Origin of the sequence: Streptomyces sp. NPDC002573 (assembly GCF_042889625.1) — a bacterium.
GTDB classification, from domain to species: Bacteria; Actinomycetota; Actinomycetes; order Streptomycetales; family Streptomycetaceae; genus Streptomyces; species Streptomyces gibsoniae.
Genome location: NZ_JBIARC010000030.1, coordinates 43,611 through 51,502, shown reverse-complemented (window position 1 = coordinate 51,502; position 7,892 = coordinate 43,611). Strand labels below are relative to the sequence as shown.

6 protein-coding genes are annotated in these 7,892 nt (G+C 71.9%); 5 read left to right on the top strand and 1 reads right to left on the bottom strand.

Translation table 11 applies throughout. From position 1 onward, the window contains the following. Positions 1 to 118 precede the first annotated feature (118 nt). Positions 119 to 457: a hypothetical protein gene (locus ACFYX0_RS26285; RefSeq protein ID WP_388973670.1), complete on the bottom strand. Its 339-nt coding sequence runs from the start codon at positions 455 to 457 to the stop codon at positions 119 to 121. Here ACFYX0_RS26285 and ACFYX0_RS26280 point away from each other — a divergent pair. From ACFYX0_RS26280 to ACFYX0_RS26260, 5 genes are read left to right on the top strand one after another with little or no spacing between them, the layout of a single operon-like run. Next, positions 359 to 1,621, top strand: a complete 1,263-nt coding sequence (locus ACFYX0_RS26280; RefSeq protein WP_388973602.1) for a phenylacetate--CoA ligase family protein — start codon at positions 359 to 361, stop codon at positions 1,619 to 1,621. The genes ACFYX0_RS26285 and ACFYX0_RS26280 overlap by 99 nt on opposite strands. Continuing rightward, the gene (locus tag ACFYX0_RS26275) at positions 1,618 to 2,907 is read left to right on the top strand and encodes an MFS transporter (protein WP_388973600.1); all 1,290 of its coding nucleotides are present in this window, start codon (positions 1,618 to 1,620) and stop codon (positions 2,905 to 2,907) included. The genes ACFYX0_RS26280 and ACFYX0_RS26275 overlap by 4 nt, the downstream gene beginning before the upstream one ends. Further along, positions 2,904 to 4,040, top strand: a complete 1,137-nt coding sequence (locus ACFYX0_RS26270; RefSeq protein WP_388973598.1) for a GNAT family N-acetyltransferase — start codon at positions 2,904 to 2,906, stop codon at positions 4,038 to 4,040. The genes ACFYX0_RS26275 and ACFYX0_RS26270 overlap by 4 nt, the downstream gene beginning before the upstream one ends. Beyond that, a complete protein-coding gene (locus ACFYX0_RS26265) occupies positions 4,037 to 5,203 on the top strand; it encodes an acyl-protein synthase (protein ID WP_388973596.1) in 1,167 nt (388 codons plus the stop codon). The genes ACFYX0_RS26270 and ACFYX0_RS26265 overlap by 4 nt, the downstream gene beginning before the upstream one ends. Further along, positions 5,200 to 7,704, top strand: coding sequence for an acyl-CoA reductase (locus ACFYX0_RS26260; RefSeq protein WP_388973594.1), 2,505 nt, complete (start codon positions 5,200 to 5,202; stop codon positions 7,702 to 7,704). The genes ACFYX0_RS26265 and ACFYX0_RS26260 overlap by 4 nt, the downstream gene beginning before the upstream one ends. The last annotated feature ends 188 nt before the right edge of the window (positions 7,705 to 7,892 follow it).

The following is a 7,892-nucleotide window of genomic DNA, read 5'->3' as shown; positions in this document are numbered from 1 at the left end:
GAAAACCGGCGTCACTCGCCATTCCTATAAAGGCATCTTGAGGAAGCCTCAACAATTGCTTATGAAACCAGTGCTCTTTGTGACGACCGTCTCCTGAAGGCGCGGGAACCGCATACCGTCACCGCTCGTCCACGCCTGGCCGAAGTTCGATACACACGCGGCCAGTTGGCGCAAGAGCATTCCGAATGATGAGATACCCTTCGGATGTGGGCGCCCCGGCTTTTCCGGGTGTGCCAATCCAGCACATCGTCAGTGACGCACGTCGCTGCGCCGTTTCATGGCGAACACCATCCATCGCGCTGCCGTCGGCCCTTCCCTTTGCCGACGGTTCACCGAGCATGCCTTCGAGCAGGAATTGATGCCAGTTCAACCATTCATGGAGCTGATACGCTTCGCGCGCCGCAACTCGCCTTTCTATCGGGATCTCTACGCTCATCTTCCCGATCACGTGGCCCATCTCACGGATCTCCCGGTGGTGCCCCAGGAGGAATTCTGGCGGGCCAACTCGCCGCGCGACAACAGACTGCTCACCGCGCCCCTGGACGAGGCGGTCGTCTTCCGCAGCGGCGGCACGACAGGGTCCCCGAAGTTCTCCTGCTACACCCGCACGGAATGGCGCGAGTTCACCACGGCATTCGGCGCCGGCCTCGTCGCAGCCGGGCTGCGGCCCGGTCACCGGGTGGCCGACCTGTTCTACGCGGGTGATCTGTACGCCAGTTTCAGCTTCGTTCTCGACTCACTGCACCGTTCCCCGGTGGCCAATGTGCGACTGCCCATCGGCGGCGCGACACCCTGGGAATCCACCGCGGCCACCCTGGACGATTTCCGCGTACAGGTCGTCGCCGGAACACCGACCACGCTGTGTTCACTCGCCGAGCGCCTCACCTCGGCCGGTCGCACCCTGCCGGACGTGGAGCTGCTTCTTTTCGGCGGGGAGTGCCTGTTCGGCGATCAACTCCCCCTGCTGAAGGCGGCGTTTCCGCACGCTCAGGCGCGTTCCCTGGGATACGCGAGCGTGGACGCGGGACTGCTCGGCGAGGCGGTGCCCGGCGACGATCCGCGGGTGCACCGCGCGTTCACTCCGTACACGGTGGTCGAGATACTCGACGACGAGACCGGCCTGCCGATCGAGGAGGAGGGCATGCCCGGCCGGCTGGTCGTCACCGACCTGCGCCGCCGGCTGATGCCGATTCTGCGGTACCCGGCGGGTGACCGGGCCGCATGGGTGGCACGGGACGCGGGTGTCTTCCGCATCCTCGGCCGCGCCGAGGAGGGCGTGCGGGTCGGACCCGTCTCGCTGTACACGCAGGACGTGCACGACATCGTCACGGCTGCCGACGCGGCCGGCGAGGTGACCGGGCTGCAACTCGTGGTGCGCCGCCGGCACGGCCGGGACGGCCTGGTGCTGCGACTGGCGACGGGCGAACCCGGCGACCTGCACACCGCCTTGGGCGAGACCGTCGTCAAGGCGGTCCTGGAGCAGCGTCCGGCCTACACGAGCGCAACCGACGCCGGGCATGTCGACCCGCTCACCGTCGAGTGGGTCCGGCACCGGGATCTGGCGGTCAACGCCCGCTCCGGAAAGCTGATCCGGGTGGTCGACGAACGGCCGCAGTCATGAGCACATCCGTAGCCGGTGGGCGCCGACTGCCCGTCGTACTGCGCAACCGGTCGTTCGGCACGGTCTGGGCCGGTCAGCTGCTCACCCAGATGGCGAGCAGGATGTTCCAGGTCGGTGCGGTCTGGTGGCTGGTGGGTTTCGCCGGCGGCGACCACCGCGGCCTCGACTCGGGTCTGTTCCTCATGGTGAGCACCCTGCCCGCGGTCGTGCTCGCCCCGGTGGTGGCCCGCGTCATCGCGCGGCACGCCCGCCACACGGTGCTCGCCGTGGCGGCGGGGGCGGCGGGCGTCCTCGCCACGGCCGCGGCGGTCTGGGCGTACGCCGGGACGCTGCCCGTGGCCGCCGTCTACGCGGCCGGACTGGCGCTGGCGACCTGCCAGGCGGTCTTCGATCCGTGTCTGACGACCGCGGTGCCCGAGCTGGTCGAGGACGCGGACATCGAGGCGGCCACCGGGTTCGAGCTGTCCACCCAGTCGCTGGCCGGGCTCGCCGGAGGTCTCCTCGGCCCTGTGGTGGTCGACGCGGGCGGCCTCGCGGACGTCGTCGCCGGGTGTGCGGGCGCGTATCTGACGGCGGCCCTGCTGATCGGCTCCGTCCGGTTCCCGCACGCCACCGCCCCGCAGGGGGCCGCGAGCGGGGCCGCACCCGAGCGGCGCACGCTGCGCCGCATCCTGGCCGGACTGCCGTTCGTCCGCCGGGTGCTGGTCTGCTTCGCCGCGGCCAACGTCTTCACCACGGCCGTCTACGTCGTGATGCCGCTGTACACCCGGGGGGTGCTGCACTCCACCGGCTCGACCGTCGCCTCGCTGGAGGTGGCGCTGGGCGCGGGCACGCTCGTCGGGTCGTTCACCGGCGGGCGTCTTCCGGGGCGCCCGGTCGCCCTGGGCAGCATCTGCCTGGCCGTGATGGCCGCCTGCCTCGGCCTGCCGGGTCTGCTCACGGGGCACGCGGTGGCGGCCGGCTCGATGGTCGGCGCCGGCTGGTGCGTGGGAGTGATCGGCGTGCGCTTCGTCGCGCTGTTCCAGCGGCTGGTGCCCGCCGACGACAAAGCGGGCTTCTTCACGGCGATGCAGGCGCTGCTGGGCGCCACGTTCCCCGTCTCCTCGCTCGTCTTCGGCGCGCTCGGCGACCAGCTGACCGCACGCGCCCTGTGCCTGGTGCAGGGGGCCGGTCTCGTCCCGGTCGCCGTGGCGCTGTGGTGGCTGGGCGGCCGCGCGGACGTCCCGGAGGATGCGCCGTCGGCCCCGGCCGGGCAGCGGGCCGCGCTGACGGGAGACGCGTCATGAGCGTCGTTCTCGCTCCCGCCGCGGTCCAGGACATCGCGGAACTGCGGCAGTTGTATTTCGACGTGTACGGACACGGCTACCCGGTGCCGCTCGGCAGCGACCCGGCCGTCATGCACCGGCTGATCGTGGACGGCACCGCGCACTGGCTCACCGCCCGCACGGAGCGGAGCGCCCTGGTGGGCTCCGCCGTCGTGCAGACCGACCCGGGCAGCCGCATCGGCAAGCTCGTCGGCCTCGCCGTGCACCCCGGACACCGGGGCGGGGGCCTGGCCTCCGTGCTGAGCGGTGCGGTGTGCGACGAGGCGTTCGGCACCGGCCGCCTCGACTCGGTGTACGCCACCGTCCGCGTCGTCACCGAGGGCCCCCAGCATGTCGTCGTGCGCAACGGCTTCCGGCCGCTCGGCCTGATGCCCAACGCGGTCGAGGTCGACGGCTGCGAGAGCCTGGCCCTGTTCGCCCGCTACGCCGACGGCGTGCTGGAGCGCCGCGCCCCCGTGGAGCGCGTACCGGAACGCCTCGCGGCGCTGCTGACCGCGGCGTCCTCGGGCATCGGCGTCGACTACGCGGGGACGCGGCACATCGCCACCCGCCCCGCGCGTCCCGCCGTCACCGGCGCCGAGCCGATCGAGCTGATCGCCGCCTCGGCCTTCGTCCGCCGTCGCTTCCTGGACCGTTTCCCCGACGCGAGCGACCGCTTCTTCCCCCTGCACACGCCGAACGCGATGCTGGTCGCGGCCGACGGCAGCTTCGAGGCGTACGCCGATCTGGACCCGGTCGCGGGCAGTTGCGCCCTGATCGCGGTGCATCCGCGTCCCGCGGCCGTGACCGGCGCCTTGGAGGCACTGATCTCCGTGGTCACCCGGGCCGGCGCGGACTACGCCGAGACGCTGCTGCCGCTCGCCGACACCGAGGCGCTGGAGGTCTTCCTCGCCTCGGGATTCGTGCCGAGCGCGGTGTACCCGGCGATGCGCCGTATGGACGACCACTTCCACGACTACGTCGTGCTGTCCCGGACCAGCCGTCAGATCGACTTCAGGACGACAGCGGTCAGCGCGCTGCTCCAGCCCTATCTGAGCGCCTATCTGAGCGCCTGGACCGCCACTTATCTGCCCCTTCACGAGGTGTCCCGATGAACCCCCATCTCGCTCCCGTCGAGGTCCCCGACCCGGCGGCACTCGGCCATGTGCAGCGGTTGTGCGACCTCGCGTCGCCGTACGACACGGGCCCCGAGGCCGACGCGCTGTTCGCCGCCGCCATGGCCGAGGCCAACGACTGGCACGCGCGGCGCTCCCCGTTCTTCGGCTCCCTGCTCCAGGACCCGCCGGAGGTCCCCGCGCCGACCGTGGGCGAGGGGGTGCGCACCCCGCTGGTGCCGGCCGCGTTCTTCAAGCGCCACGAGGTGCTGTCGATCCCGCGCGAGGAGGTCTTCCTGCATCTGACCTCCTCGGGCACCACGGGCCAGAAGTCGCAGATGTTCTTCGACGAGTGGACCATCCGCTCGGCGCAGCGCATGGTGGCCCGGATCTTCGACCACTACGGCTGGATCACCCCCGATCAGCCGGTCAACTACCTCCTCTACAGCTACGAGCCCGCGCCGTCGCTGAAACTGGGCACCTCGTTCACCGACAACTATCTGTGCGACTTCGCCCCGGCCCGGCACACCACGCACGCGCTGCGGCACACCGGTTCCGGCCACGAGTTCGATGTGCACGGCTGTATCGCGGCGCTCCAGCGGTACGCCGAGGACGACGTGCCGGTGCGCATCCTGGGCTTCCCCGCCTTCCTGCACTTCACCCTGGAGCGGATGAGCGCCATGGGACTGCCGCCGCTGCGGCTGCCCGAGGGGTCGCTGGTGGTGCTGGGCGGCGGCTGGAAGGGCCACGCCGACCGGCGGATCGGCAAGGAGGAGTTCTACGCCGAGATCTCCGAGCGGCTCGGTGTGCCGGACGACCGGGTCCGCGACACGTTCGGGTCCGTCGAGCACTGCGTGCCGTACATCGAGTGCGCCCGGCACCGGCTGCATGTGCCCGTGTGGTCGCGGGCCGCCGTACGCGACCCGGCGAAGCTGCGCCCGCTGCCGTACGGGGAGCGCGGCTTTCTGCACCTGGTCAGCCCGTACATCACCGCCGTACCGGCGCACAGCGTCGTGATGGGCGACCTGGCGTCGCTGCACCCCGGTGCGGAGTGCGGCTGTCCGCTGTCCACCGACTGGTTCACCGTGCACGGCCGTGCCGGGGTGAGCCGCAACCGCAGTTGCGCGGTCGCGGCAGCCGAACTCCTGAAGGGAACGTCGTGACCGCTTCCGCACTCCACCTCTGGCAGGGCGAGTTCGTCGACGACGCCGAGGCCGCCCGCCGGCTCGCCGCACTGCCCGAGCTGACCGGCCGGGTCCTGGCGCGAGCGCTGCCCACCGATGTGGTGCTCGGCGCCTGCGCCGCGGTGAGTTCCGAACTGGCCGATCCCGCCTCCGCCCTGCACACCAGGCTGGCCGCGCACCTGCCCGCCGACGAGGCCGGCGCCGCGCTCGCCGAGCTGGCCTCGGCGCTGACCCGGAACGCCCTGGACCGCAAGCTCCGCCGGGAGCTGGGCGGGCCCCGGCCGGAGCGGCTGACGCGGCCCGACGCCCGCGAGACGGTGTACGAGTCCTGGGCACCCGTCGGCCTGCTGGTGCACATCGCCCCCGGAAACGCCGCCACCGTGGCGCCGCTGAGCGTCGTCGAGGGACTGCTGGCCGGGAACCTCAACGTGCTCAAGACCAGCAGCGCGGACACCGCGCTCGCCCTCGATCTGCTCGCCGCGCTCGGCGCCGCCGACGCGACCGGACTGATCGCCGAACGCGTCGTGGCCCTGCGTTTCCCGTCCTCGCGCCGGGAATGGCTGCGCACGCTGTGCGGGCAGGCGGACGCGATCGCAGTGTGGGGTGGCGAGCACGCCGTAGCGGCGGTCAGCGACCTGGCACCGCCCGGCTGCCGGATCGTCGAGTGGGGCCATCGGATCTCCTTCGCCTATCTGACCCGCGAGGCGGCGGCCGACACCGGCACCCTCGACGCGCTCGCGGAGGACGTCTGCCGCTTCGACCAGCAGGCGTGCTCCAGTCCGCAGGTGGTCTACCTGGACACCGAGGACGCCGAGGAGGTCTGGGCGTTCGCCGAACAGTTCGCCGAGCACCTCGCCAAGATCTCCGCCACGCGGCCGGCGCCGCGGCCGAGCACGGCCGAGCAGGCCGAGATCACCACCGTGGAACAGCTCGCCCGGCTGGAACGGCACCTCGGTCTGACCCGGGTGATCGCCGCCGCTGACGGCTCCTGGCGGGTACTGGCCGACACTCGTCCGGCGCTCGACGCGTCCCCGCTGCACCGCAGTATCCGGGTGAAGCCGCTGCCGCGGCACGCGGTCACCGCCACGCTGCGGCCGATGCGCCGCTATCTGCAGACCATGGCGATCGGCGGCGGCCGGGCGGACGTGGCCCAGCTGGCGCGGGCGGCGTTCGCGGCGGGCGTCACCCGGGTCACTCCGGTCGGCTCCATGCTGGAGGGCTACGAGGGCGAACCGCACGACGGGGTCTACGCGTTGCAGCGGTACAGCCGGCGCGTGAGCGTCCGCGCGTCCGACGCGGCGTTCCGCACGGTGGCCTGCCTGGACGACCTGGTGGCGGCGCCGGTGCTGCCACCGGCGCCCGCCGGGCCGCTGCTGGGCAAGGAGGACGTGCAGCGCGCGCTGACGTCCCTGGCCCCGGAGCACGCGCATCTGTACTTCCGCAGCGGCGGCTCCACGGGCGCGCCGGCGCTGTCGGTGTTCACCTGCGCGGACTACGACAACCAGATGCGCGCCGCGGCGGACGGGCTGCTCGCGGCGGGGTTCGACCCGGCCCGCGACCGGGCGGCCAACCTTTTCTACTGCGGCGGGATGTACGGAAGCTTCATCAGCTTCTTCTCCATCCTCGAACGGCTGAACGCCACCCAGATCCCGATGGCCGCGGGACCCGATCACGCCGTGGTCGCCGAGGCGCTGGTCGCCCATCGGGCGGACACCCTCTTCGGCATGCCCTCCTATCTGTGGCAGCTGTTTCACGCCGAGGCGGACCGGCTCCGTGCCTACGGCGGCATCCGCACCGTGTTCTACGGCGGCGAGCACTTCACCGCGGAGCAACGCCGGGTGCTGACCGAGGAGTTCGGCGTCGAGGTGATCCGTTCGGCCGCGTACGGCAGCACCGATCTGGGGCCGCTGGGCTACCAGTGCGCGGAATCGGGCGGATCGGTCCACCATGTGCTGACCGATCTGCACACGCTGGAGATCCTCGACCCGCACACGGACCGGCCCGTGCCCACGGGCGAGCCGGGGCGGCTGGTGTTCACCTCGCGGGCGCGTGCCGGGCAGCGGCTGGACCGCTACGAGATCGGGGACCTCGGACGCGCGGTCGAGGGCGCGTGCCCCTGCGGCAGCCACGTTCCGCGTCTGGAACTGCTCGGGCGCTACGGCGACGTCGTGCGGGTCGGCACGTACTTCTTCAACTACCGGCGCATCCTGGGAGCGGCGCAGGAGCGGCTGGGCTACCACGGCGAGATGCAGTTGCTGGTCGCCCCCGGCTCCGGCCGGGAGCTGCTGACGGTCCGCCTCGACGAGGACTACGCGTGCGACCCCGCCGCCGCGCGGGACGCCCTCGCCGCCGAGGTGGCGGAGCTGGCCTCGGCCGAGGCGGAGGGCCTGCTCGCGTTCGCGGTGGAGACCGTGCGGAGGGAGACGTTCGAACGCACCGCGACCAGCGGCAAACTGCGCACGGTGGTCGATCTCCGTTAGCCGGGATGGGGTGCGGGTGGCGAACGCCCGCACCCCACCTGCACCACATGGGCGCGGGAGAGTCGTTTGCGGCGTCTGTCCTCGCACGAGAACCACGTCACACGTACGGCGGGAAACACCCGTACACACCGGACAAGAACCCCATCGGGCGCCGGACGGGAGCCCCCTCGCCCGCCCAACGAGAACAA